Below are 22559 nucleotides of genomic sequence, written 5' to 3' on the forward strand. Positions count from 1 at the left end.
TCTACCCGCTCAGCGGATGCACCACTCCAGTGCGGCCATGGCGCTGTAGAGCTTGTTCTCGGCCTGGTCGAACGCGATGGAGCGCGGGCCGTCCAGCACCTCGGCGGTGACCTCCTCGCCGCGGTGCGCGGGCAGGTCGTGCAGGAACACGGCCTCCGGGCTGCTGTCCAGCACGTCCTGGTCGACCTGGAACGGGGCGAACAGCTCGCGCCAGTTCGGGTCGGGCTTGTCGGTGCCGGTGGTCTGCCAGCGCGTGGTGTAGACCGCGTCCACGTCGCGGGGCAGCTCGGCCATGTCGTGCCGCTCCTCGACCAGCGCACCGCTGGCCGCCGCGTATCCCTTGGCCTGCACCGCGACCTCGGGGTCCAGCCCGTAGCCCGCGGGGGTCCGCAGGTAGAGCTTGGTGCCGGGGAACCGGCTCAGCGCCAGCGCCAGCGCGACCGCCGTGCTGTTGCCCTCGCCGACGTAGAGCACGCGCAGGCCCTCCAGCCTGCCGAACCGGCGCATCAGCGTGGTGAGGTCGGCCAGCGCCTGGGTGGGGTGCTCCAGCGCGCTCATGGCGTTGATCACCGACATGGTGCTCTGGTCGCCAAGGGCGCGCAGCTCGCGCATCGTGCCGGTGGTGCGGGCCACCAGCCCGTCGAGCATGCGGGACATCACCTTGGCGGTGTCCTCGATCGTCTCGCCGGTGTTGAGCTGGAGGTCGTCGGGCCCGTAGCTGATGATGCGCGCGCCAAGGCGCAGGGCGGCGGTGGAGAAGGCGGTGCGCGTCCTGGTGGAGGTCTTGCGGAAGTAGATCCCCACCACGGCGCCGGACAGCGGCTCACCGCGCCGGTGCCCCTCCGCGAAGCCCACGCTCATCCGCACCAGCCGCCCGAGCTCAGCAGTGTCCACATCGGACAGTGAGATCAGGTGACGCCGCAAGCCGTTGCCCGCCGTACCACCCACGCCGCCAACTCCTCGTATCGTCGTTCCACGACAGGACCCCGGCACCCTAGCCGGAGCGGTTTTCATGCGGTTATCACGCGCGCGACCGCGTCGAGCTGCTCGGTCAGGTAGAAGTGCCCGCCGGGCAGGGTGTGCAGGCGCACCGGGCCGGTGCTGGCCTCGCGCCAGCCCTCCAGTGAGCCCGCGGGCAGGGTCGAGTCCTCGGACCCGGCGAACACGGTGACCGGGATCTCCAGCGGGGCGTGGTCCGGGTGCTGGTAGGTGCCGCAGACGGTGAAGTCCGCGCGCACCACGGGCAGCATCAGCTCCAGCAACTCCGGCAGGTCCAGCAGCTCGGAATCCATGCCTTGCAGGGACTTCAGGTACTCGACGAGCTGCGCGTCGGTCAGCTCGTGCAGCTTCGGCTGGGTGTGTGCCAGCTGCGGGGCGCAGAAGCCGGAGACGTAGAGGTGCTCGGGCGGGCGGCCCGCCGCGGACGCGGCCTGGGCCAGTTCGTAGGCCAGCAGCGCGCCCATGCTGTGCCCGAACAGCCGGTACGGGCCGGGCGGCAGGGCCAGCACCACCGGCGCCAGCTCGGTGACGATCTCCTTGACGCTGGTCAGCAGCGGCTCGGTGAACCGCTGCTCGCGGCCGGGCAGCCGCACCGGCAGCACGCGCAGGGCGGGGGCCAGCCGGGCGGTCCACTCGCGGTAGGCGGCCGCTCCGGCGCCGGAGTGCGGCAGGCACAACAGCGGCACACCGCTGCCGGTGGTCTCGGGTGGGAGCCAGGTGGTGGTCACGGTCGCCGACCCTACCCAGGCGCGGACGCTCGTGGTACAGCCGGAAAGGGCTTCGATAACGACTCAAAATCGGTGCTCCGTACGGTCAGCGGTGTGGCGGCCCCGGCTGCCCTGAACTACCAGTGCCGACCGGAGGTTTTTCGCGATGAGCGTGGTCACCGAGACCGTCGTCGACCCGATCGCGGTCGTGCTCGACAGCACCGACGCCGCGGGGGTGGAGCAGGTCGCCCGCTCGCTGTGCGGGCCGGGCGCGGACCCGGTGGACTCCCCCGACTGGGTGGCCGCCGCGCGACAGGCCTGGGACGAGACCCCGATCGGCCTGCGCCGCCCGCTGCGGGAGTTCCGCAGGGACTCCGGACCGCAGGGCGCGATGCTGCTGCGCGGGCTGCCGGTGGACCGCGAGGTGCTGCCCGACACGCCCGGGGTGGCCGGTTCGGTGCAGCGCACCGCCTCGGTGCCCGCCGCGGTGCTGATGATGATCGCCGCCGGGCTCGGCGACCCCGCGGCCTTCCGCCCGGAGAAGACCGGCGCCCTCGTGCAGGACGTGGTTCCGGTGCGTGGCAAGGAGTCCTTCCAGGGCAACGCCGGGTCGGTGCTGCTGGAGTGGCACACCGAGAACGCGTTCCACCCCAACCGCCCGGACTTCGTGATGCTGCTGTGCCTGCGCCAGGACCACGAGGGCATCGCGGGCCTGCGCACCGCGTGCATCCGCACGGTGCTGCCGCTGCTGTCCAGCTCGGCGCGGGAAGCCTTGTTCAGCAACGAGTTCGTGACCCAGGCCCCGCCCTCGTTCGACCTCGGACCGGAAGGTGCCGTGCACCACGCGGTGCTGACCGGCGCCGAGGAGGACCCGAACCTGCAGGTGGACCTGGCCGCCACCAGCCCGCGCACCGACCGGGCCGCCGCCGCGCTGACCGAGTTGCAGGAGCGGTTCAACGACGCGGCGCAGACCCTCGTGCTGCGACCCGGTGATCTGGCCATTGTGGACAACCGGGTCACCGTGCACGGCCGCACCGGCTTCACCCCGCGCTACGACGGCCAGGACCGCTGGTTGCAGCGCACCTTCGTGATGACCGACCTGCGCCGCTCCCGCCACCAGCGCCCGAGCGACGGATACGTGCTGGTCTGACCCCTGTCATGAAAGTGCCGTTCGAGACACTGGATGTCTCGAACGGCACTTTCATGACATCGTGGGCCAGCCGCAGCTCACCCACCTGCCAGGACCTCCCGCTCGCGCCCTGCGACCTCGATCAGCATCGCCTGCTGCGGGTCCAGCACGGGCAGCGCCACGCCGGAGCCGGTCAGCACGGCGCCGGGCAGCCGCACCCAGCCGCGCAGGGCCTGGCCGATCCACGCGGGCGGGCTCACCTGGCGCATCGAGGGCAGGCCGAGTTCGGTGCGGACCCGTACCCGGTATGCCGCGCGCGGGTCCAGGCCGGGCAGGCGGACCCGTCCGGACTGCCCCGGTGCGGAGGTCTCGGTGCGGGCCCAGCAGTAGATCGCCGACTCGGCGCCGACGACCCCGTGCAACAGGGTGGCCTCGTCGGGCAGGTCGGCGCGCACCACCCGACCGCTGTGCAGCAGCGGGCGCAGCTCCCGGTACAGCGCGGCCCACCGGCGCAGGTCGTCCAGTTCCTCGGGCGTGCACCGGGTCAGGTCCTGCTCGATGCCCGCGTGCCCGAACAGGGCGGTGATCATGCGGAACGAGCCCTCGGTGACCCGCCCGGTGGTGTGGCAGCGCGCCGGTCCGACGTGGCTGCCGACCAGTTCGGGCGGCACCAGCTGCCCCGTCCAGCGCTGGATGTGCTGGCGTTCCACGGGGTCGTTGCAGTCCGAGGCCCACACCCGGTCGGTGCGGGCCAGGATGCCCAGGTCGACCCGGCCGCCGCCACTGGCACAGCTCTCGATCTCCAGCGCGGGGTGCCTGGCCCGCAGCGCGTCGATCAACCGGTACAGCGCGTGGGTCTGCGCGTGCGCGTCGGCCTCGAGCAGGTCCCGGTTGTGGTCCCACTTCAGGTAGTCGATGGCGTACTCGCCGACCAGGTCGTCCAGGGACTCCAGCAGGTACGCCCAGGCGTCCGGGTTGGCCAGGTCCAGTACCTGCTGGTTGCGGGAGGGCAGGACGGGACCGATCACCCAGTCCGGGTGCTCGCGGGCCAGCCGGGAGTCCAGGTTGACCATCTCCGGCTCCACCCACAGCCCGAACTGCATGCCGAGCCCGCGCACGTGGTCCACCAGCGGGTGCAGGCCCCGCGGCCACACCTGCGGGTCCACGGTCCAGTCGCCGAGCCCGGCACGGTCGTCGCGGCGGCCCAGGAACCAGCCGTCGTCCAGCACCACCCGCTCCACGCCGACCTGCGCCCCGAGCGTGGTCAACTCGCGCAGCCGGTCCAGGTCGTGGTCGAAGTAGACGGCCTCCCAGGTGTTGAGCACCAGCGGGCGCGGGCCACGCGGTGTGCCGCGCTGCATGGCGTGCAACCGGTGCGCGAGCCCGTCCAGGCCGGTGTCCGACCAGGCCAGGTAGCAGGTCGGCGACTCGTAGCTCTCCCCCGCCGCCAACCTCACCGCGCCGGGCCGGAGCAGTTCGCCACCGCCCAGCACGCCGGTGGACTCGGGCAACTGCTCCACCAGGTACCGCTGGTCACCGCTCCACGCCACGTGCAGGCCCCACACCTCACCCGCGCCGAACCGGAATCCCGGCACGCCGACCACCAGCAGGTAGGGCGAGTCCTGCCCCGGCTTGCCACGCCGGACCTCGCGCACGTGGGCCCCGTGCCCGAGCGCGGTGCGCTGCGGGGCGCGTTCCCGGCACCACTTACCGGTGAAGTCCAGGATCTCCGTGGCACGCGGTGGCAACGGCACGAGCGTGGTGACGCCGGTGAGTTCGTACGGCGCCCGCGCGGTGAGCCTCGACCGCACGGCGAGCACGCCGCTGCCGGTGAGCCGGTAGCTCAGCTCGATGTCCACTTCGGACACCGCGTCGTCCAGCCGCAGCACGAGTTCCTCGCCGCGCAGGTCGTACCCGGTGAGCCTGGGCCGGGGAGTGCTGCGTGTGCCCTCGCTGTGGCCCTGGTGCGCTGGCGTTCCCAGCCAGCCCTCGGCCTGGGTGGGCCAGACCGAGAGGACACGCGGTGAGTCCACGGAGTTGTTCAGCACGGCCAGTTGCCCGGTCAGCTCCAGCGCGGACAAGTCCTCCTCGGACAGATCACCCAGATCCGCGCCCCAGTGCAGCACCTCGGGGACCGGTTCGCTGACGCGGACCACCAGCGAGGTGCCCGCCCCGCGCAGTGCGACGATCACTTCCTGGCCATCTCGGTGAACACCTCGTCGTTGCGCGCGTGGGAGAAGTACGCCTCGAACAGCGGCTCGATCGCCTGCTGCAACTCCACTCCGTTGCCGTACACGGTGGCAGAGTACTGGGAACCGTTGTGCGGCGCCGTGGTGAACACCGACAGGTCCCATGCGATGCAGAACGCCGTGAAGGTGGCTTTCACTGCGCTGGGCGCAGTGAAAGCCACCTTCAGGCGATGGCGGGGATCAGCCCTGGACGAGCTTGCCCATGGCGTGGACCTCGCTCACGTCACCGGTGTTGAAGAAGTCCCACGGCACGGTGAAGAAGCCGCTGGCGCCCCAGCCGGAGCCCCAGCTGTTCTCGATCTTCACACCCTGCTCGTTGTAGCCCACGATGGTGACCTCGTGGCCGCCGATGACCGGGTCGCTGCTGGAGTCACCGGGCATGTAGCTGTAGTCCGAGGCGGTGGAGCTGTCCAGCGACTGGAAGCTCTGGTGCACCTGGAAACCGATCGGCACCGGGGAGCCCTGGGAAATCGCGTTCTCAATGGCCTGCTTCGCAGCGGAACCGCTCGTCGGCAACTCCTGGAAACCCGACAGCTTGTAGTGCGCGGCGTTCTCACGCTCAGCCTGGGTCGGCTGCGTCGTGTAGTCGAAATCGCCCTGGGTGTAGTCGGACTTCGTGTCGATGCCCTGCTTCTGCTCCATCGGCAGCGCGACCGAGGCATAGGTGCCCTGGTCGTTGCCCTTGGCGATCTGCGAGTAGATGAACATCGGGGCCATCGGGCCACCGTCGATGTTCTGCTCGTTCATCAGGATGCCGTAGCCGGTGTAGCCGGTGGCCCAGGTGACGCAGGAGCCGACCTGGCCCTGGTCGCCGGGGCTGAGCGCGTACTGCGACAGGTCGGCGCTGGCGGGGGCGGCACCGATGCGCTTGTGCGGGCCCTCGACGGCCTGCGCGGCGTGCGCCGAGAAGGTGCCGTGCTCCTTGGCGGCCTTGAGCGCCGCCAGGTCCAGGCCCATGCCGTGGTGCGGCTTGGCGGGCGCCTGGGCGCCGGCGTCGGTCACGGTCAGCGCGAGCGGCATGGCGGCGACGGCGAGTACGACGGCGGCGCCGGCCGCCTTCTTTGCGAACATGGTTGATTCCTTGCTCTCGGTGTTGTCTCGCAGGGACGAGAAACGGAAACCAATCAAGAACGAATATCCGACAGGGGAAAACGCGAACGACGTTAGCGAGGGCTCACTGTAGGCGTTACCCGACGAAAGTAGGGAGTTGACGGGACCACCGGAGGGTTCTGTGAAATTAACAGAAGTTTGGAAATTTATGTCCGTTTCGTCCGCGATGCGGAACATATCGCGAATTGTCGGGAGCGTTCCCGGAAAAATCATCAGCAATTTTCTGATCGTCCGACCGGTCAGTTCGGTGCCGCCTCTGGCGCTACGCTCACGCCCATGAGCAACCTCGACCTCCGGCCCTCGCTGACCGAGTGCGGGGGCCGCACCGACGTCACCGCGCGGCCGGTGCGCGAACTGTTGATCGGCAAGCAGGTCAAGCTCGGCGAGTCCACGGTGGTGCGCAGGCTGCTGCCCAACATCGGGCGCCGGATGATCGGTGCCTGGTGCTTCGTGGACCACTACGGCCCCGAGGACATCGCGAGCGAGCCGGGCATGCAGGTGGCCCCGCACCCGCACACGGGGTTGCAGACGGTCAGCTGGCTGCACGAGGGCGAGGTGGAGCATCGCGACAGCCTGGGCAGCTTGCAGACGGTGCGGCCACGCCAGCTGGGGCTGATGACGGCGGGGCGGGCGATCTCGCACTCCGAGCAGTCCCCCGGGGCGCACGGCCCGGTGCTGCACGGGGCGCAGTTGTGGGTGGCGCTGCCCGACCAGCACCGGCACGTGGACCCGAGCTTCGAGTTCCACGCCGACCTGCCCGTGCTGACCAGCGGCGGGCTGACCGCCACCGTGCTGCTCGGCGAGCTGGCCGGCGCCGAGTCCCCCGGCACGACCTACTCCCCGCTGGTGGGCGCGGACCTGGCGCTGGCCGCCGGTACCGACGTGCGGCTGCCGGTGCGGCCGGACTTCGAGTACGCGGCGCTGTCCATGTCCGGCGCGGCCGAGGTGGACGGGGTGGAGGTGGCCGCGGGCAACCTGCTGTACCTGGGCTGCGGGCGGCGCGAGCTGCGGCTGCGCGCCTCGGTGGACAGCGCTGTCATGCTGCTGGGCGGCGAGCCCTTCGAGGAGCGCATCGTGATGTGGTGGAACTTCGTCGCCCGCAGCGGGGAGGAGATCACGCAGGCCCGCGCGGACTGGATGGGCGGGGACCGGTTCGGCACCGTGCACGGCTACCAGGGCGGGCCGATCCCGGCCCCCGCACTTCCGGGCACACCTCTCAAGCCGAGGGGCCGCATCCGCTGAATCCGCTTCCTGGCGGTGGTTTTCCCCCGGCGACCGTGTGACGGTGAACCCATGGGGAGAACAGTCATCGGCCTGCTGGCGGCTTCGGCGCTGGCGGTGACCGGAACGGCGAGCGCGCAGGCGGCGCCGACCGACCTGAGCGTGGCCTACACCCGCCCGTCGGCCGACTACGGGCAGTTGGACTCCGTGTCGAGCCACGACGCGAACAGCGCGTGGGCCACCGGCTCGACCGGCAACAGCGGGCGGCCACTGGTCGTGCACTGGGACGGGCACACCTGGAGCGAGGTGGCCACGCCGAACCTGCCCGACAGCGCCTTGACCACGGTGCTGGCCGTGGGCCACGCGGAGGCGTGGGCGATCGGCACCAAGGCCCCCGGCCTGCCCATCGTGGCGCACGGGCGGGGCGCGGACTGGCGTGAGGTGCCGGTCCCGCTGCGGGCCGAGGACCAGCCGGAGCTGACCGGGCTGACCGAGGGCTGGCTCGTCGGGACCGTGCTCCGCGCGGGCCACCGGCTGCCGATCAGCTTGCGGTGGAACGGGAACGCCTGGCTGGAGGTCCCCGTACCGCTGCCGGCGGGCGTGGTCGAGGGCGCGCTGAACGCGGTGGAGGCGCACGGCCCGCACGAGGTGTGGGCCACCGGCAGCGCGGTGACCCCCGACCCGGACGGGACCTCGCACTCGCGGATCTTCGTGACGCGCTGGGACGGCCACGCCTGGACTCCGGTGAGCACCCCGCCGGTGCCCAGCCTGCCCACCGGCGGTGTGGCCTCGGGCGAGTTGCTCACCGGGCCGTGGCTGGTGGGCGGCAACACCGCGTTCCGCCGGGAGATCTACACCTTCGAGCACTGGAACGGGCACGCCTGGGAGCTCGGCCCGGCCGCGCCCACCGAGGACGACGGCGGGGCCGCGGTCAACATCGTGCGCGGGGCCTCGGCGGGGTCGCCGGGTCAGCTGTGGATCGCCGCGCAGCAGCTGACCGGCTCGCACCGGTCCGCGCCGCGCATCCTGCGCTGGGATGGGACGAAGTGGGTGGCCTACCCCGTGCCTGCCGAACTGCTCGCGGGCAGCGGGCAGGGCTGGGCCGTGGCCGCCGGGCACGGCGGACCCACCTGGGTGGTGGTCAACACCCAGTCCTACCGGGGCGCGGGCAGCTACGCCAGCTACATCCTGCGCGCGGGCTGAGCGCCCCGGCCGATGTGCCGGTGCTGACCGCCTGGCCCTAGGCTCGGCACATGGCGAGGTACTTCGACGTGCACCCGGACAACCCCCAGCGGCGAGCCATCGGTCAGGTGGTCGACCTGGTCCGGTCCGGTGGGCTGGTCGCCTACCCCACCGACTCCTGCTTCGCGCTGGGCTGCGCGCTGGGCAACCGCGAGGGCCTGGACCGCATCCGCACCATCCGCCACCTCGACGACCGGCACCACTTCACGCTGGTGTGCCGGGACTTCGCCCAGCTCGGGCAGTTCGCGCACATCAGCAACACGGTGTTCCGCACGATCAAGGCGTGCACCCCCGGCAGCTACACCTTCATCCTGCCCGCGACCAAGGAGGTTCCGCGCAGGCTGATGCACCCCAAGAAGAAGACCGTCGGCGTGCGCATTCCCGACCACGTGACCACCCAGGCCCTGCTGGAGGAACTGGGCGAGCCGTTGCTGTCGAGCACCCTGCTGCTGCCCGGCCAGGACGAGCCGATGACCCAGGGCTGGGAGATCAAGGAGCTGCTCGACCACGTGGTGGACGCAGTGCTGGACTCCGGGGACTGCGGCACCGAGCCGACCACGGTGATCGACTTCTCGGAGGACGAGCCGGAGATCATCCGCCGCGGCGCGGGGGACACCTCCCGGTTCGAGTAGCCCGCGCGCGGCCGGTTGCGCGGCTCTTGCGCTCCCTGCGGTAGAACCGCTCCAGCGTTGGTCGGTGGACACGACGACTGGAGGGTCCAGCCGTGTGCCGCGCGGCTGCGCGACCAGCACGGAGTTCGCCGCCGCCATGGCCTAGCCCACCAGCGGAACCGAGGACAGCTCCGGGGCCGTGGTGCCCGCCTCGATCAGCAGCACCCCACCGGGCCTGAGCCAGGACACCAAGCGCCGCAACGCCTTCTGCCGCTCCGGCAGGTGGTCCAGCACGAACCTGCTGTGGATGAGGTCGAACTCGCCCGGCGCCGGGTCCACCAGCACGTCGTGCCGCAGCACCGTGCTCAGGTCGGTGGCGACCAGGCAGCGCCAGCCCGATCCGATCGAGGTGGCGCGGGCTGTGCGGGTCGAAGACCTGCTCCAGCAGTGCCATGCGCTCGTGCTCGGCGCGTGCCTGGGTGTCGACGAAATCGGGCCACTGCGCGGCGTGGGATATGGCGCTCCTCGCTCGCTCGGCGTGCGGCGCCGATCGTGGCACCGCCCGCCGTGCACTGACCACAGCGCGAAACTGGACACCGGCTCAGTACTCCGCGCGCACCGCCTCCAGTGCCGCCTCCAGGTCGGCGCCCAGCTCACGGGCCCGCGCCAGGTACTCCGCCGCCGCCACGCGCAACAGGTCCGGCGCGGGGCCGGTCCGTTCCTGCACCACCGTGCCCAGGCGGCGGGCCGTGCGCGTGATGCCCGCGGCCTCCAGTTCGCGGTAGGCCCGCGCCACGGTGCCCGCCGCGAGTCCGAGGTCACCGGCGAGCTGCCGGATCGTGGGTAATCGCGAGCCCGCGGGCAGCAGCGGGCCGCCTGCCACCCGCACGATCTGGTCGTGGATCTGTCGCCACGGCGGCACCCCGCTGGTGGTGTCCACCGTGATCAACGCGCGGCTCATCGGGTCGCCGCGACCACGATGCCCGGCCGCCGCATCGGGTTCGCGATCAGGATCCACGCGAGGGCCGCGGCCAGCAGCAGGAACCAGCTCGTCGCACCGCCGAACACGGCACCGGCCAGGGCGAGCCACTCCGGCTTGCCGGGGTGGCCCGCCAACTGCGGGGAGTTGTAGTCACCCACCATGCGCAGCTGGCGGGAGGCCTGGTCCGCGAGCACGACCGTGGCCAGGGCGATCATCACCCGCGCGCTGCGCACCCGTAGCGCCGAGTCGGCCGCCGCGTCCCCCACCGAGGGGCGGGCCGTCGCCAGCAGGACCAGCCCGCCCGCCGCGAGCGTGGCCACCCCGACGATCACCAGCGAGAGCACCGGCGTCGAGTCGTCCAGTTGGGAGAACGGCTGGTTGGCCGCCGACTCGGCCGCCCACGGTGTCGCCAGCAGCACCAGCACCGACCCGAGCACCGCCAGCCCGGCGAAGGTCAGGTAGGTGGCCATGACCCAGCGTGGCACCAGGTCGCGCCAGGTGCGCCTGCGCAGGGTGGCAACCCGCGTGCCGCCACGCACCGGGGTGAAGGCAGCGACCAGTTCCGCCAGCAACAGCCCGGCGAGCATGACCACCAGCCAGCCGCTGGAGCCGAACAGGGGCAGCGGTGCCAGGCTGAACACCAGGTACAGCACCCGCCGGTTGCGCAGGTAGTTCCGCGCGATCAGCCGCTGCTCCCGGTCGGCGTCCGGGAGCCCCCAGCCGCGCAGCAGCCGCCCGCCGCCCGCCTCCGTGGGCCACAGCGCCGCCACGATCAGCGCGAGCACCACCGCGATGATCACGATGTGCGTGCCGCTGTACTCGCCCATGCCCCCACTCCCCGGTTTGTATCAATCACTCAACACAAAGTCTGCCACAGGCTGTCAAGGGCTAGCGTCTACCCGTGCAACTGGACCTGAACCTGCTGGTGGCCCTGGACGTGCTGCTCGAGGAGGGCAGCGTCGGCGGGGCCGCCGACCGGTTGGGACTGTCCGCGCCCGCGATGAGCCGCACCCTGGGCCGCATCCGCAGGGCCACCGGGGACCCGATCCTGGTCCGCTCCGGGCGTTGCATGGTGCCCACGCCGCGGGCGCTCGCCCTGCGCGCCGAGGTGCACACCCTCGTCGAGCGCGCGCAGGCCCTGCTGCGCCCCGACCAGGAACTCGATCTGTCCACTTTGGACCGGACCTTCAGCCTGCAGTGCCACGACGCGTTCGGCGCCGGGGTCGGCGCCCGGCTGCTCGCCGCCCTGCGCGCCGAGGCCCACGGTGTGCGGCTGCGGCTGCTGCCCGAGGCCGCCACCGACACCAACGACCTGCGCCAGGGCTCCGTGGACCTCGCCGTGGGCACCGTGCACTCCGCCCCGCCCGAGATCAGCGTCGAACTGCTCGCCCGCGACCGCATGATCGGCGTGGTGCGCGCCGACCACCCCCTCGCCAGCGGTGCCGTCACCGCCGAGCGCTTCGCCCGCGCCGAGCACCTGAGCATCTCCCGCCGCGGCCGCGGCACCGGCCCCATCGACGAAGCCCTTGCCGCCCAGGGACTTTCCCGCGAGGTCACCGCCACCGCCGCCTCGGTCACCGCCGGGCTGCTGCTCGTGCGCGAGAGCGGCCTCGTCGGCGTCGTCGCCGACCGGCTGTGCCGCACCGCCGTGCGCGCACTGGGCCTGCACACCTTCGAACTGCCCGTGACCGTGCCCCCACTGCTCATCCACCAGTCCTGGCACCACCGCTACGACGCCGACGCCGCCCACGCCTGGCTGCGCGACCACGTCCGCGAGGCCGTGCAAGGCGCTTGACCCCGGTCACCGCCCCGTGGTTACGATGCACGGGAAGCCATCGCGCGTCGGTCACCGGCTGGGTGAGGCGTGGAGGTGTCTTGAGATGCCCCTGGAGGCATTGCACCGTGTCCGTCGAGTTCAACCACACCATCGTGCTGTCCAAGGACAGGCACGAATCGGCCGATTTCCTGGCCACCATCCTCGGTCTGCAGATCGGCACCCCGTGGGGGCCCTTCGTCCCCCTGCAACTCAGCAACGGCGTCACCCTCGACTTCGCCACCGCTGACCCCGAGAAGATCGTCCTCCAGCACTACGCCTTCCTCGTCTCCGAGCCCGAGTTCGACGAGATCTGGCAGCGCCTGAAGGACGCGGGCATCACCTACTTCGCCGACCCCATGGGCAAGCAGGTCGGCGAGATCAACCACAACCACGGCGGCCGCGGCGTCTACTTCATGGACCCCGCGGGCCACGGCATGGAAGTCATCACCCAGCCCTACGGCACCGCCTGAGCCGAGGCCGGGTGGGGCGGGCTCGCCCACCCCACCCGGCCTTCGCCCTCATCCCGCCAGCCACGACTCCACCAGCCGCACCGCCCGCTCGGTCCCGCCGGCACGTTCGATCTCACCTCGCATCTCGACCGCGCGCCGCCGGTACGCCGGGTCCGCGCCGACCGCGGCCACGGCGGCCACCAGTTCCTCGGCGCCGACACCACGGTCGATCATGCGCCCCAGTCCCAGGTTCGCCACCTGGCCGCCGATCACCTGCTGGTCCACGTGGTGCGGCACGCAGACCATCGGCACGCCAAGGCTGAGCGCCTCCATGACGCTGCCCATGCCGCAGTGCGTGACGAAGACGTTGGTGTGCTTGAGCACCGCGGGGTGGGCCACCCACTGGCGAGCCTCCACATTGGACGGAAGCGCACCGAGTTCGGCGGGGTCCACGGCGGACCCCAGCGTCATCACCACGTGCCAGGGCTGCTCGGCGAAGGCCTCGGCGCAGCGGCGGAAGAACTCGGCGCGACCCGGGCTGTACGAGGTGCCCAGCGAGATGAGCACAACCCCGCCCGCGCCGGGCGGAGGTGCCCAGTCCGAGTCCGCGGCGGGCACCACGCAGGGCCCGACGAAGCCGTACCTGTCCGGGAAGTCCGCACCGTTGACCTGGAACTGCTTGGGCAGGAACACCAGGTTCGGGGCGTGGTCCCCGCCGAAGCCCTCGATGTCCACCTCGCCCAGGCCCAGGTCCTCGACCAGCTTGGCCTGCTCGGCGAACAACTCGGCCAGCACGGGATCGTCCAGGTCCACCTCGACGGATCCCTTGGCGGCCTGCGCCTCGTTCATCGAGAACGCGGGGCCGGAGGCCATGCTGACGCAGCTCTGCGCGATCGGCTTGCCCCAGTGCTTGGCCAGGATGCGCGCGGTCTCCGAGGCGGCAAGGTCGTGTACGAACAGGTCCGGCACGTCCTCGGCGAACCGACGCAGCGCGACCTCCAGCGGAGCGAGGCCCTCGCGCACGAAACTGGTCGCGGTCTGCACCATCGCCTCGTGGTCGCCCGCGTCGGACAGCCCGGTCTGCCACGGGAAGGTGGACTCGTAGCGGAGCACCTCGGCTCCGGTCTCGGCCACCCGGTCGGCGAACCGGTCGGCCACCACGCAGGTCACCCGGTGTCCCCGCTCGACCAGTCCGCGCACCACCGGGAGGGTCGGCGCCAGGTGCGCGTAGGCGGGAAAACTGAAGAACGCGATGTGACCGGCCATCATCACCAACCTCAATTGCGGAATCGCCTACGACCGTTGTAGCACCGCCCACACTAGGGAAATCATTTCTTTCCGCACGGCCGGACCGGCAAGCACAAGATCGGCGCACAACGGAAGGACCACGGTCGAACGTGCAGGACCTTCTGGCACGGACGGGCAACGATTCGCTCACGGAGCGCCACCGACGGTAAAGGTTTTCCAAAGCCGATATACGCTCTTCACCTGCTGTAGTCACAGGAAGTACCAGCACGGTCACCGTCCATCGATCACACACCGACACGACACGGCACACCCGCCGCCACGAGCGGACAGGGTGTGCACGAACGCGGAAAAAAAATCGCACACCGAAATAATGAGGCGCAGCCCCCGACAGTCACTGGAGCCCATTCATGCCTGTGAACCTCCCGCAGCCGGTCGCCACATTCGTGCAAGCCGTCGGAGCGCAGGACCCCCATTCACTCGTCACGGCCTTCACCGAGGACGGGGTCGTGCAGGACAGCGATGGCAGCACCTTCCGCGGCCACCGCGAGATCCTCGGGTGGAGCATCCACCACATGCGGACGCAGCCGCTGGACGCGCAGGTCACCGCCTCGCACCAGGTGGACCAGCGCACCCTGCTGGTGGCGCTCGCGGTGGACGGGCTGGCGGGCGGCCCGCGCGACCTGCACCTGCACTTCACTCTCAGCGGGCAGCACATCGCCCTGCTGACCGTGCTGGCCTGAGCGGCGGGAACTGGACCAGCTAGTTAAGCAAGGCTAACCTTCCCTCGATCCGCGACACGCGGCACGCGATCCCGGGGGACGGACATGACCACACAGGCGGAGGAGCGGGCCACAGCGGCGCCACCGAGACCCGCGCGCGGCCGCGTGCGCCGCTGGTGGCGCCGCAAACCCGTGCGCACCTCGCTGGTGCTCGCCCACCGCTGGACCTCCCTGGTACTCGGCCTGTTCCTGGTGCTGGAGACCACCTCCGGCGCCGTGCTGCTGTACCGGGCGGAGATCTTCCGCGCGACGCACGCCGAGTTCTACCGGCACACCGACAGCGCGCACCCGATCGGGCTGCAACAGGCGCGCGAGATCGTCGCGAAGGCGCACCCGGAGTTCCAGGCGGCCTGGGTGAGCAACGAGCACGGCATCATCGCGGTCGGTGATCCGCGCTACACCACGGCCTACGCGGTGGACCCGGGCACCGGGCGGATCAACGGCTCGGCGGAGCTGAACGACGGGGTGATGGGCTGGCTGGCGAACCTGCACGACTGCGGGTTCACCTGTGAGGGCTACGCGGGCTACGTGCCCTGGCTGGCGGCGCCCTCACCGGTGGCCACCGCCAACTGGGGGCAGCTGGCGCTGGTGGTGCTGGGCCTGCTGATGATCCTGCTCGCGGTGACCGGGCTGATCACCTGGTGGCCGGGGATCCGCAAGCTCTCGCACCGGTTCCGGGTCCGCACACAGGGCAGCCGGTTCGCCAGGGACTTCGACCTGCACAACGTGATCGGCATCATCGCGCTGCCCTTCGTGCTGATGTGGGGCGTGACCGGGGCGGCGTTCTACCTGCCCGGGGTGGAGACGGCCTGGCTGACGATCACCGGCGGCAGCGCGCCGGAGGAGAACCGGTACAGCTTCACCCCGAACCCCGCGGCGGCCGGCGCCCAGGACATCGGCGTGGACCGGGCGGCACAGGCCGCGGTGCGGCACAGCGCGGGCGAGGTGCGCTACCTGGTGGCGCCCCAGCAGGACACCGACTACTACACGGTGAACATCGCGAGCGACTACGCCCCCTACGGCGAGCGGGCCTTCTTCGGCGGGGACACGACGGTGTACGTGGACCGGTACGACCCGGGCCATGTGTCCGTTGTGGACGATGCGGGCCAGCCCGCGGCGAACGCCTTCTACGACAAGGTCTTCGAGCCCGCCCACTTCGGCTGGCTGGTCGACGGCTGGTGGCGGGTGATCTGGCTGGTGCTGGGCCTTGCCCCGCTGGCGCTGATGCTCACCGGCCTGTCCACCTGGCTCTACCGGTCCGGGGTCAGGCGGCGCAGGCGGCGCGCGGCGTGATCGAGGTGCTGGCGTTCGCCACCACGGTGGTCTGCGGGCTGCTCGCGCTTGGCGTGCTGCTCACGGCGGCGGCCGGGCGCTACCGCTGGCGGGCGGTCCGGCCCGCGCTGGCCGGTGTCGAACTCGCGGTGCTGGCGCAGGCCGTGGCGGACGTGTGCGGCCAACTGGCGGGCCACCGGATGGCTGAACAGCTCACGCACAACGCCTACCTCGCCGCCTCACTGCTTGTGCTTCCGGTCACAGCAACGCGGATCGCGCGGGACAACGGCCGCTGGGCGGGACTGTTGCTTGCCGCAGCACTGATCGCGCTCGCGGTGGTCGTGGTGCGCATGCAGACCACCTGGCGGGTCGGCGGTGGCTGACCGCGGGGTCGGCCCGGCGCAGCTCATCCTCGCTGGTTACACGCTGTTCGTGGTCGCCGCCTCCGCGCGCTGCGCCGTCCAGCTGATCACCCACCCGGCCAGGGCCCCGCTGGCCTACGCCCTTTCGGGTGTCGCCGCGCTGGTGTACACGATCGGGCTGATTCTGCTGTCCCGGAGCAACCGGAATCCCGACCAGCCACGAACCCCCGCGCTAGTGTGCTGTGGCGTTGAGCTGCTGGGAGTAGCGGCGGTCGGGAGCTGGACGGTGCTCGACCCCGCCGCTTTTCCGGACGCTACTGTGTGGTCCCGGTTTGGTTCCGGCTACGGGTTCGTGCCCGTGCTGCTGCCAGTGCTGACCGGCTGGTGGCTGTCGAGGGAGCGGGAGGGCGTGGGCCGGTGAGCGGCGGAACAGGCGGGGTCACCGCCGAGGACCAGGGCCTCTGGTACTGGCAGGCCGAGTTCGAGGCCGCCAAGCAGCACGTGCCCGGCGGGGTCTACGTGCGGACCCAGGACCTGTTCGAGGTGCTGGGTCCCGACGCCGACGCCCTGCTGGCCTCCGTGGACATGGGCGTCGACCAGCTGGTCGACCTGCTCAACGCGAAGACCTGCCTGCTGCCCAGGATCACCGACACCGACTGGGCGCAGTGGGAGGACCGCTTCGGCGGCGAGCTGCCCCTGGAGCCGGCGGCCACCACACCCGAGCGGTCCTGGAAGCGGCGCTTCGTCAAGGCCGCGGTGATGGCCACCCTGCTCAGCCTGACCGGTGGCGGCGCCACGGCCATGGCCATGGACAAGGCCGTCACGGTGGACGTGGACGGGCACACCAGGACCGTGCACACCTACGCCGGGACCGTGGGCGACGTGCTGGCCAGGGACGGACTGCTGCCCGGGGCGCACGACGCGGTGGTGCCCGCGACCGACAGCGCCATCGCCGACGGCGGCAAGATCGTCCTGCAACGCGGCAGGCAGCTGCACCTGACCGTGGACGGCAAGCAGAGCAGCCAGTGGGTGAAGGCCACCACCCTGTCCGGGGCGCTGCGCGAACTGCGCGTGCCGGACCGGGACGTCAAGCTGTCCGCCGACCCGAACAGCGAGATCCCGCTCGGCGGCATGGCCGTGGACCTGCGCACCGCCAAGGCGATCACCGTGCTGGACGGCGGCGCGGCGCCCCGGCAGCTGACCACGCACGCCAACTCCGTGCAGGAGCTGCTGCGGGAGCTGTCGATCACGCTCGGCGCCGAGGACTCGGTCAGCCCCGCGGTGCAGACCCCGCTGGCGACCGGCGCGCAGGTGGACATCAGCCGCAACGGCGTCACCGTGGTGCACCAGAACGAGACGATCGAGGCCCCGGTGCAGCGCACCGAGGACCCCTCGATGACCGTGGGCCAGCAGAAGGTGGACGACCCCGGGGCACCCGGCCAGAAGGAGGTCACCTACCGGGTGACCACCCGCAACGGCCGCGAGGTCCGCCGCGAGCAGGTCGGCGAGGCCAAGGTCCTCACCCCGCCCAAGCCGAAGGTCGTGCGGGTGGGCAGCAAGCCCGAGCCCGTGGACACCTCCGCGCCCAACGGGGCGATGTGGGACCGGATCGCCCGCTGCGAGTCCAGCGGCAACTGGCACGCGGTCTCCGCGAACGGGCGCTACCACGGCGGGTTGCAGTTCGACCACGGCACGTGGATGGCCAACGGCGGCGGGGCCTACGCCGACAACGCCGACGGGGCCACCCGCGAGCAGCAGATCGCGGTCGCCAACCGGGTGTACGCGGCGCGCGGGCTGGGCCCGTGGGGCTGTCGCTGAGGGCTGGGCCCGGCCAGTGACGCCGAGGTGACAGCCGCCCGGTAACCATCAGTGCATGACCCCGGAGCAGCTGTCCGCACTGCTGCTCGACCTGGCCCGCGGGCGAGGCCGCGAGCGCGCCGAGCAGGTGGCCCGCGACCTGCCGGACCTGCCCGCGCTGCTGACCGAACTCGCCGGTCGCGGCGACCCGCTGCCCGCCGACCTGCACCGGGACGACCTGGAACTGGCCATGGCCGACCTGCTCGTGGCCTGGTGCACCGACGGCCCCCGGCTCGCGCGGGCACACCGCATGCTGGCGCCGCCGCCAACCCGGCGGATCGCCCTGGACGCCCTGGCCGAGTTGGGCCGCGCCGACTCGGTACCGGCTCTCATCGCGCTGCTGGCGGACCCCGGACTGTCCGATGTGGACATGATCCGGGTGGTGAGCGCGCTCGGCGAGATCGGCGGCGCGCGGGCCCGCGGCGCCCTGCTCGCCCTGAGCCGCCGCGACCTGCCCGCCGCCGTGTGGCGCGAACTACGCATCGCGTTGTCATGAAAGTGCCGTTCCTGGCGTTGAACGCCAGGAACGGCACTTTCATGGCACTGGCTCAGCGCGCGGCCCGGGCCGCCCGCAGCGAGGCCGTGCCCATGCCGACCTCCAGCGCGAGGTAGGCCCAGTACGACCACGTGGTGCGCGGGCGGTCCACCAGCAGCGCCGCCGTGCGCACGGCGGCGGCGCCCAGCCAGGTCGCGCCCACGGCCAGGTCGGCGGCGGGCTCCCTGCTCGCCAGCGACCAGCCACCGAGCGCGGCGTAGGTGCCGCCGAGCCCGGCGCGGATCTCGGCGGTGCCACGCGCGCTCGGGGCGGTCAGCTCCAGCGCCTGGCCCACCCCGCGCGGGGTCAGGACGCCGGCGATCCCGGACAGCATCAACACGGCACTGCTCACCTTGCCCAAGTTCATGTGCCCCACGCTAGGAACGGCACGGCCCGCCACCGCGTGCGGGCACCCGATCGTGCGCGTTCAGCCCACGGATCCGTCCAGTTCGAGCAGTTCCTGCTCGGTGAGCAGCCGCGAGCGGATCAGGAAGCGCACGCCCTCCGGGGCCTCCACGGAGAAGCCGCTGCCCCGGCCGGGCACCACGTCGATGGTCAGGTGGGTGTGCCGCCAGTACTCGAACTGCGCCCGTGACATCCACACCTGCACCGGCTCCGCCAGCCCGTCCACGGCCAGGTCCCCGAGGTGCACGTCGGAGCCGCCGAGCTTGAACTCGCCAAGCGGGAAGCACATCGGCGAGCTGCCGTCGCAGCAGCCGCCGGACTGGTGGAACATCAGCGGACCGTGCACCGCCCGCAGGCGGCACAGCAGCTGTGCCGCCTGCGGGGTCAGGTCTACCCGTGAGCCGCCCATCGGCTCAGAAGAAGCCCAGTGCGTCGGGCGAGTAGCTCACCAGCAGGTTCTTCGTCTGCTGGTAGTGGTCCAGCATCATCTTGTGGTTCTCCCGGCCCACCCCGGACTGCTTGTAGCCGCCGAAGGCCGCGTGCGCCGGGTAGGCGTGGTAGTTGTTCACCCACACCCGGCCGGCCTGGATGTCGCGGCCAGCGCGGTAGGCGGTGGTGGTGTCCCGGCTCCACACACCCGCGCCCAGCCCGTACAGGGTGTCGTTGGCGATCTTCATGGCGTCCGCGTAGTCCTCGAAGCGGGTCACCGAGACCACCGGCCCGAAGATCTCCTCCTGGAAGATCCGCATCCGGTTGTCGCCCTCGAACACCGTGGGCTGCACGTAGTAGCCGCCGGACAGCGCGCCGCCCAGGTCCGCGCGCTCCCCGCCGGTGAGCACCTTGGCGCCCTCCTGCCGCCCGATGTCGATGTAGGACATGATCTTCTCGAGCTGGTCGTTGCTGGCCTGCGCGCCGATCATCGTCTCGGTGTCCAGCGGGTCGCCCTGCTTGATCTGCTCCACGCGCTTGACCGAGGCGGCCAGGAAGTCCTCGTAGATCCCGCGCTGGATCAGCGCCCGGGACGGGCAGGTGCAGACCTCGCCCTGGTTGAGCGCGAACATGGCGAAGCCCTCCAGTGCCTTGTCGTAGAAGGCGTCCTGGGCCGCGGCCACGTCGTTGAAGAAGATGTTCGGGCTCTTGCCGCCCAGTTCCAGGGTCACCGGGATCAGGTTCTCGCTGGCGTACTGCATGATCAGCCGACCGGTGGTGGTCTCCCCGGTGAAGGCGATCTTGCGGATGCGCGGGCTGGACGCCAGCGGCTTGCCCGCCTCCACGCCGAAACCGTTGACCACGTTGAGCACCCCGGGCGGCAGCAGGTCGGCGACCAGGCCGAGCAGCACGTGGATGGAGGCCGGGGTCTGCTCGGCGGGCTTGAGCACCACGGCGTTGCCCGCGGCCAGCGCGGGCGCCAGCTTCCAGATCGCCATCAGGATCGGGAAGTTCCACGGGATGATCTGGCCGACCACGCCAAGCGGCTCGTGGAAGTGGTAGGCCACGGTGTTCTCGTCGATCTGGGACAGGTGGCCCTCCTGCGCGCGGATCGCGCCCGCGAAGTAGCGCAGGTGGTCGATGGCCAGCGGGATGTCGGCGGCCAGGGTCTCCCGGCAGGCCTTGCCGTTCTCCCAGGACTCGGCCACGGCAAGCAGTTCGAGGTTGGCCTCCATGCGGTCGGCCATCTTGTTCAGGATCACCGCGCGCTCGGCGGCGGAGGTGCGGCCCCAGGCGGGTGCTGCCCCGTGCGCGGCGTCCAGCGCGGCCTCCACGTCCTCGGCGGTGCCGCGCGCGACCTCGGTGAAGGTCTGGCCGGTGACCGGGGTCGGGTTCTCGAAGTAGCCGCCGTTGACCGGCGGCACGTACTCGCCGCCGATGAAGTGGTCGTAACGCGGCTGGTAGCTGACGATGCTGCCCTCTTCGCCCGGTGCGGCGTACTTGCTCATCTTCGATCCTCCACGTCCTCGTGCCGGATTGCCGGGACGCTAGGGGCGGTGGGGTTGCAGCGACGTTGCATGCACCGGGAACGCCGCTTGTCGGGCTAACCCGATCGGCGCATGATGGGACGCACCGCCGACGTCGCCGGGGGACGCCCATGACCGGCCAGCCGCCGTCCATCACCGACCCGGTGGCGCGTGCCCGCGTGCTGGCGGGCATCCGCGAGGCCGTGCTGAGCGGGGAGCGCGGCGGGCAGGCCCCGCGCCCGGTGGTCGCCGACTCCTGGCAGCGTTCGCTGGCGGCCAGGGTGGACCCCGAGCGGGGCGGACCGCGCCGGGTGTTCGAGCACAGCGAGGTGACCCGCATCCGCTCCGGCCACCCGCTCAACGAGGTGCTGCCCCTGTTGCGCGACACGCTGGTGGCCATCGCCGACGAGGCCATGCACGTGATGATCGTGACCGATGCCGAGGGGCACATCCTGTGGTGCGAGGGCCAGTCCGACGTGCTGCGGCTGGCCGACCGGGTGGGCCTGGCCGAGGGCACGCGGTGGACCGAGGACACCGTGGGCACCAACGCCATGGGCACCGCGCTGGCCGCCGACCGGGCGGTGCAGATCCACTCCGCCGAGCACCTGGTGCGGCGCTACCACACGTGGACCTGCGCGGCGGCTCCCGTGCACGACCCGGACTCCGGGGCGGTCATCGGCGCCGTGGACATCACCGGCCCGGTGCGCACCTTCCACCCGGCCACGATGGCCCTGGTCACCGCGAGCGTGCGGCTGGCCGAGGCGCACCTGCACGCCCAGCTCGCCGTGCGCGACCAGCGCCTGCTCGACCGCAACCTGGGCCACCTCACCGCCCTGCGCGGCGAGTCCGGCGCGCTGCTCAGCGCCAGCGGGCGGGTGCTCGCCACGCAGCCGCTCGGGTGGCTGCCCGACCGCGTGGCGCTGCCCGCCAGCGGGGACCGGGTGGACCTGGGCGAGCACGGCCACGGGCTGCTCGAACCGCTGTCGGAGGGCTACCTGCTGCGGCTGCCCCAGCAGGCCAGGCGGGCGGATCCCGTGCTGTCACTGGCTTTCCTGGGCGGGGCGGCGCCGGTGGCCCACGTGGGCGGGCGCGAGCTGCGGCTGAGCCTGCGGCACGCGGAGCTGCTCACCCTGCTGGCGCTGCACCCCGAGGGGCTGACCGCCGAGCAGCTGGCCACCGGGCTGTACGGGGAGCGCGGCAACCCGGTGACGGTCCGCGCCGAGGTGCACCGGCTGCGCGCGCAACTGCCCGGCGGTGTGCTGAGCACCCAGCCGTACCGGATCAGCGCCGTGCTGGACGCGGACTTCCTCGCGGTGCGCGCGGAACTGGCCGGGGGCCGGGTGCGGGCCGCCGCCGAGGGCTACCGCGGGCCGCTGCTGCCCGGGTCCGAGGCGCCCGCGGTGCGCGAGGAGCGCGAGCACCTGTGGGCCACGGTGCGCCGCGCCGCGCTCAGCCGCGGGGACACGGCGGCGGTGTGGCGGCTGTCGACCACCGCCGAGGGCGCGGGCGACCCGGCCATCGCCGAGCACCTGCTGCGCGTGCTGCCCAGCACCGACCCCAGGGCCGCGCGGCTGTCCTGAAGTGCCCGAGCGTCATGAAGGTGCCGTTGCGGACGTTCACCGTCATGAAGG

Annotated in this window: 25 protein-coding genes; 13 read left to right on the forward strand and 12 right to left on the reverse strand. The window is 71.7% G+C overall.

What is annotated here, in order from left to right:
* Nucleotides 1-9 precede the first annotated feature (9 nt).
* On the reverse strand, nt 10-948 hold the full coding sequence (locus KALB_RS30265) for an ornithine carbamoyltransferase (RefSeq protein WP_268872227.1): 939 nt from the start codon (nt 946-948) through the stop codon (nt 10-12).
* A gap of 62 nt (nt 949-1010) precedes the next feature.
* On the reverse strand, nt 1011-1727 hold the full coding sequence (locus tag KALB_RS30270; protein WP_025359429.1) for a thioesterase II family protein: 717 nt from the start codon (nt 1725-1727) through the stop codon (nt 1011-1013).
* 145 nt (nt 1728-1872) lie between these two features.
* Between KALB_RS30270 and KALB_RS30275 the strand changes: the two genes are divergently transcribed.
* Complete coding sequence (locus KALB_RS30275; RefSeq protein WP_025359430.1) at nt 1873-2856, forward strand: TauD/TfdA family dioxygenase; 984 nt, start codon at nt 1873-1875, stop codon at nt 2854-2856.
* 77 nt (nt 2857-2933) lie between these two features.
* Here the strand turns inward: KALB_RS30275 and KALB_RS30280 are convergent, their stop codons facing one another.
* From KALB_RS30280 to KALB_RS30290, 3 genes are read right to left on the reverse strand one after another with little or no spacing between them, the layout of a single operon-like run.
* On the reverse strand, nt 2934-5027 hold the full coding sequence (locus KALB_RS30280; protein ID WP_025359431.1) for an alpha-galactosidase: 2094 nt from the start codon (nt 5025-5027) through the stop codon (nt 2934-2936).
* Nucleotides 5024-5221 carry a hypothetical protein gene (locus tag KALB_RS49540; protein WP_025359432.1) on the reverse strand — a complete coding sequence of 66 codons (198 nt, stop codon included), beginning with the start codon at nt 5219-5221 and terminating at the stop codon, nt 5024-5026. Before KALB_RS49540 ends, KALB_RS30280 begins: the two co-directional genes overlap by 4 nt.
* Before the next feature lie 43 nt (nt 5222-5264).
* Nucleotides 5265-6155 (reverse strand): C1 family peptidase, encoded by an 891-nt coding sequence (locus KALB_RS30290; protein WP_025359433.1) that lies wholly within the window; start codon nt 6153-6155, stop codon nt 5265-5267.
* Nucleotides 6156-6470: 315 nt separating this feature from the next.
* Here KALB_RS30290 and KALB_RS30295 point away from each other — a divergent pair, with 315 nt between their 5' ends.
* The 3 genes from KALB_RS30295 to KALB_RS30305 are packed head-to-tail and all read left to right on the forward strand — an operon-like array spanning nt 6471 to nt 9289.
* Nucleotides 6471-7436, forward strand: coding sequence for a pirin family protein (locus KALB_RS30295; RefSeq protein ID WP_025359434.1), 966 nt, complete (start codon nt 6471-6473; stop codon nt 7434-7436).
* Between the two features lie 51 nt (nt 7437-7487).
* Nucleotides 7488-8618 carry a hypothetical protein gene (locus KALB_RS30300; protein ID WP_025359435.1) on the forward strand — a complete coding sequence of 377 codons (1131 nt, stop codon included), beginning with the start codon at nt 7488-7490 and terminating at the stop codon, nt 8616-8618.
* A 50-nt stretch (nt 8619-8668) separates the two neighbouring features.
* Entirely contained in the window at nt 8669-9289 is a 621-nt protein-coding gene (locus KALB_RS30305; RefSeq protein ID WP_025359436.1) for an L-threonylcarbamoyladenylate synthase, read from the forward strand.
* A gap of 141 nt (nt 9290-9430) precedes the next feature.
* On the opposite strand, the gene KALB_RS49545 is transcribed toward KALB_RS30305, so the two are convergent.
* The 3 genes from KALB_RS49545 to KALB_RS30320 all read right to left on the reverse strand — a co-directional run bounded on the left by KALB_RS49545 (nt 9431) and on the right by KALB_RS30320 (nt 11077).
* Complete coding sequence (locus KALB_RS49545) at nt 9431-9628, reverse strand: class I SAM-dependent methyltransferase (protein ID WP_030111705.1); 198 nt, start codon at nt 9626-9628, stop codon at nt 9431-9433.
* A gap of 241 nt (nt 9629-9869) precedes the next feature.
* Nucleotides 9870-10229, reverse strand: coding sequence for a GntR family transcriptional regulator (locus tag KALB_RS30315; protein ID WP_030111704.1), 360 nt, complete (start codon nt 10227-10229; stop codon nt 9870-9872).
* Complete coding sequence (locus KALB_RS30320) at nt 10226-11077, reverse strand: hypothetical protein (RefSeq protein ID WP_025359437.1); 852 nt, start codon at nt 11075-11077, stop codon at nt 10226-10228. Before KALB_RS30320 ends, KALB_RS30315 begins: the two co-directional genes overlap by 4 nt.
* Nucleotides 11078-11151: 74 nt before the next feature.
* Between KALB_RS30320 and KALB_RS30325 the strand changes: the two genes are divergently transcribed.
* Together KALB_RS30325 and KALB_RS30330 are read left to right on the forward strand one after the other, a co-directional pair.
* Nucleotides 11152-12045, forward strand: a complete 894-nt coding sequence (locus tag KALB_RS30325; protein ID WP_025359438.1) for a LysR family transcriptional regulator — start codon at nt 11152-11154, stop codon at nt 12043-12045.
* Nucleotides 12046-12152: 107 nt separating this feature from the next.
* A complete protein-coding gene (locus KALB_RS30330; RefSeq protein ID WP_025359439.1) occupies nt 12153-12536 on the forward strand; it encodes a VOC family protein in 384 nt (127 codons plus the stop codon).
* A 48-nt stretch (nt 12537-12584) separates the two neighbouring features.
* Here KALB_RS30330 and KALB_RS30335 read toward each other — a convergent pair whose 3' ends face one another.
* A complete protein-coding gene (locus KALB_RS30335; protein WP_158510846.1) occupies nt 12585-13781 on the reverse strand; it encodes a macrolide family glycosyltransferase in 1197 nt (398 codons plus the stop codon).
* 389 nt (nt 13782-14170) lie between these two features.
* On the opposite strand from KALB_RS30335, the gene KALB_RS30340 reads away from it, so the two are divergent.
* The 6 genes from KALB_RS30340 to KALB_RS30365 all read left to right on the forward strand — a co-directional run bounded on the left by KALB_RS30340 (nt 14171) and on the right by KALB_RS30365 (nt 18529).
* The gene (locus KALB_RS30340; protein WP_025359441.1) at nt 14171-14503 is read left to right on the forward strand and encodes a Cif family virulence factor; all 333 of its coding nucleotides are present in this window, start codon (nt 14171-14173) and stop codon (nt 14501-14503) included.
* A gap of 84 nt (nt 14504-14587) precedes the next feature.
* A complete protein-coding gene (locus tag KALB_RS30345; protein WP_081789607.1) occupies nt 14588-15835 on the forward strand; it encodes a PepSY-associated TM helix domain-containing protein in 1248 nt (415 codons plus the stop codon).
* On the forward strand, nt 15832-16197 hold the full coding sequence (locus tag KALB_RS44415) for a hypothetical protein (RefSeq protein ID WP_025359443.1): 366 nt from the start codon (nt 15832-15834) through the stop codon (nt 16195-16197). The genes KALB_RS30345 and KALB_RS44415 overlap by 4 nt, the downstream gene beginning before the upstream one ends.
* Nucleotides 16190-16597, forward strand: coding sequence for a hypothetical protein (locus tag KALB_RS30355; RefSeq protein ID WP_025359444.1), 408 nt, complete (start codon nt 16190-16192; stop codon nt 16595-16597). The genes KALB_RS44415 and KALB_RS30355 overlap by 8 nt, the downstream gene beginning before the upstream one ends.
* Complete coding sequence (locus KALB_RS50060) at nt 16594-17994, forward strand: resuscitation-promoting factor (protein WP_025359445.1); 1401 nt, start codon at nt 16594-16596, stop codon at nt 17992-17994. The genes KALB_RS30355 and KALB_RS50060 overlap by 4 nt, the downstream gene beginning before the upstream one ends.
* A 55-nt stretch (nt 17995-18049) precedes the next feature.
* Complete coding sequence (locus tag KALB_RS30365; protein ID WP_025359446.1) at nt 18050-18529, forward strand: HEAT repeat domain-containing protein; 480 nt, start codon at nt 18050-18052, stop codon at nt 18527-18529.
* Between the two features lie 52 nt (nt 18530-18581).
* On the opposite strand, the gene KALB_RS30370 is transcribed toward KALB_RS30365, so the two are convergent.
* Genes KALB_RS30370 through adh form a run of 3 tightly spaced genes read right to left on the reverse strand, consistent with a single transcriptional unit; the run spans nt 18582 to nt 20910 of the window.
* Complete coding sequence (locus KALB_RS30370) at nt 18582-18935, reverse strand: hypothetical protein (protein ID WP_025359447.1); 354 nt, start codon at nt 18933-18935, stop codon at nt 18582-18584.
* 60 nt (nt 18936-18995) lie between these two features.
* Nucleotides 18996-19382, reverse strand: coding sequence for a DUF779 domain-containing protein (locus KALB_RS30375; protein ID WP_025359448.1), 387 nt, complete (start codon nt 19380-19382; stop codon nt 18996-18998).
* A gap of 4 nt (nt 19383-19386) precedes the next feature.
* A complete protein-coding gene (gene adh, locus KALB_RS30380; RefSeq protein WP_025359449.1) occupies nt 19387-20910 on the reverse strand; it encodes an aldehyde dehydrogenase in 1524 nt (507 codons plus the stop codon).
* Between the two features lie 149 nt (nt 20911-21059).
* On the opposite strand from adh, the gene KALB_RS30385 reads away from it, so the two are divergent.
* Complete coding sequence (locus tag KALB_RS30385) at nt 21060-22508, forward strand: GAF domain-containing protein (RefSeq protein WP_042220963.1); 1449 nt, start codon at nt 21060-21062, stop codon at nt 22506-22508.
* The last annotated feature ends 51 nt before the right edge of the window (nt 22509-22559 follow it).

The sequence above is a fragment of the Kutzneria viridogrisea DSM 43870 genome, assembly GCF_000525635.1.
In the GTDB taxonomy this organism is placed as follows: Bacteria; Actinomycetota; Actinomycetes; order Mycobacteriales; family Pseudonocardiaceae; genus Kutzneria; species Kutzneria viridogrisea.

Coding starts and splice junctions, on each gene's coding strand:
- KALB_RS30275 (WP_025359430.1), top strand. CDS start 1,873: ATGAGCGTGGTCACCGAGACCGTCGTCGACCCGATCGCGGTCGTGCTC.
- KALB_RS30290 (WP_025359433.1), bottom strand. CDS start 6,155: ATGTTCGCAAAGAAGGCGGCCGGCGCCGCCGTCGTACTCGCCGTCGCC.
- KALB_RS30295 (WP_025359434.1), top strand. CDS start 6,471: ATGAGCAACCTCGACCTCCGGCCCTCGCTGACCGAGTGCGGGGGCCGC.
- KALB_RS30300 (WP_025359435.1), top strand. CDS start 7,488: ATGGGGAGAACAGTCATCGGCCTGCTGGCGGCTTCGGCGCTGGCGGTG.
- KALB_RS30305 (WP_025359436.1), top strand. CDS start 8,669: ATGGCGAGGTACTTCGACGTGCACCCGGACAACCCCCAGCGGCGAGCC.
- KALB_RS30315 (WP_030111704.1), bottom strand. CDS start 10,229: ATGAGCCGCGCGTTGATCACGGTGGACACCACCAGCGGGGTGCCGCCG.
- KALB_RS30320 (WP_025359437.1), bottom strand. CDS start 11,077: ATGGGCGAGTACAGCGGCACGCACATCGTGATCATCGCGGTGGTGCTC.
- KALB_RS30335 (WP_158510846.1), bottom strand. CDS start 13,781: ATGGCCGGTCACATCGCGTTCTTCAGTTTTCCCGCCTACGCGCACCTG.
- KALB_RS30340 (WP_025359441.1), top strand. CDS start 14,171: ATGCCTGTGAACCTCCCGCAGCCGGTCGCCACATTCGTGCAAGCCGTC.
- KALB_RS30345 (WP_081789607.1), top strand. CDS start 14,588: ATGACCACACAGGCGGAGGAGCGGGCCACAGCGGCGCCACCGAGACCC.
- KALB_RS30365 (WP_025359446.1), top strand. CDS start 18,050: ATGACCCCGGAGCAGCTGTCCGCACTGCTGCTCGACCTGGCCCGCGGG.
- KALB_RS30370 (WP_025359447.1), bottom strand. CDS start 18,935: ATGAACTTGGGCAAGGTGAGCAGTGCCGTGTTGATGCTGTCCGGGATC.
- KALB_RS30375 (WP_025359448.1), bottom strand. CDS start 19,382: ATGGGCGGCTCACGGGTAGACCTGACCCCGCAGGCGGCACAGCTGCTG.
- adh (WP_025359449.1), bottom strand. CDS start 20,910: ATGAGCAAGTACGCCGCACCGGGCGAAGAGGGCAGCATCGTCAGCTAC.
- KALB_RS30385 (WP_042220963.1), top strand. CDS start 21,060: ATGACCGGCCAGCCGCCGTCCATCACCGACCCGGTGGCGCGTGCCCGC.